The sequence below is a fragment of the Streptomyces sp. SID12501 genome (genome assembly GCF_010550245.1).
GTDB lineage: Bacteria > Actinomycetota > Actinomycetes > Streptomycetales > Streptomycetaceae > Streptomyces.
Window position 1 is genome coordinate 1 of record NZ_JAAGLU010000406.1, and the last position, 525, is coordinate 525.

The 525-nt window shown below is 72.4% G+C and carries 1 protein-coding gene; it reads left to right on the forward strand.

Going from position 1 to position 525, the window contains the following annotated elements:
• On the forward strand, nucleotides 1-525 hold a 525-nt coding region (locus G3I71_RS46480; protein ID WP_164324973.1), incomplete at both ends, for an AI-2E family transporter.

Consider the following 525-nt stretch of genomic DNA (forward strand, 5'->3'; position numbering starts at 1 on the left):
ACCTGGATGACCGCGGGAGCGGCCGGCTGGTACACGTTCTCCGGCTACACGCGCGGCACCGTGATCATCGCGTTCACCGACGGGATCCTCGCGTTCACGCTGCTCACGATCATGGGCGTGCCGCTCGCGGCGCCGCTCGCGGTGCTCGTGTTCATCGGCGCGTTCATCCCGCTCATCGGCGCACCGGCCGCCATGGTCGTCGCGATGATCGTCGCGCTCGCCGCGAACGGTCTGTGGTCGGCGGTCTTCGTGGGCGTCGGGATCGCGCTGATCGGGCAGCTCGAGGGGCACGTGCTGCAGCCGCTCATCATGGGCAAGCAGGTCTCCCTGCACCCCGTGGTCGTCGCGCTCGCGGTGACCGCCGGCACGCTCACCGCGGGCATCCTCGGCGCCGTGATCTCGGTGCCGCTGGTCGCCGTGGCGTGGGCGGTCTACTCGCACCTGCGCACGCTCGACCCGCCCATGGACGACGGGGAGGACGACGCCGAGGACCCGCGGGACGCGCCCGGAGAGGACGCCCGCGGC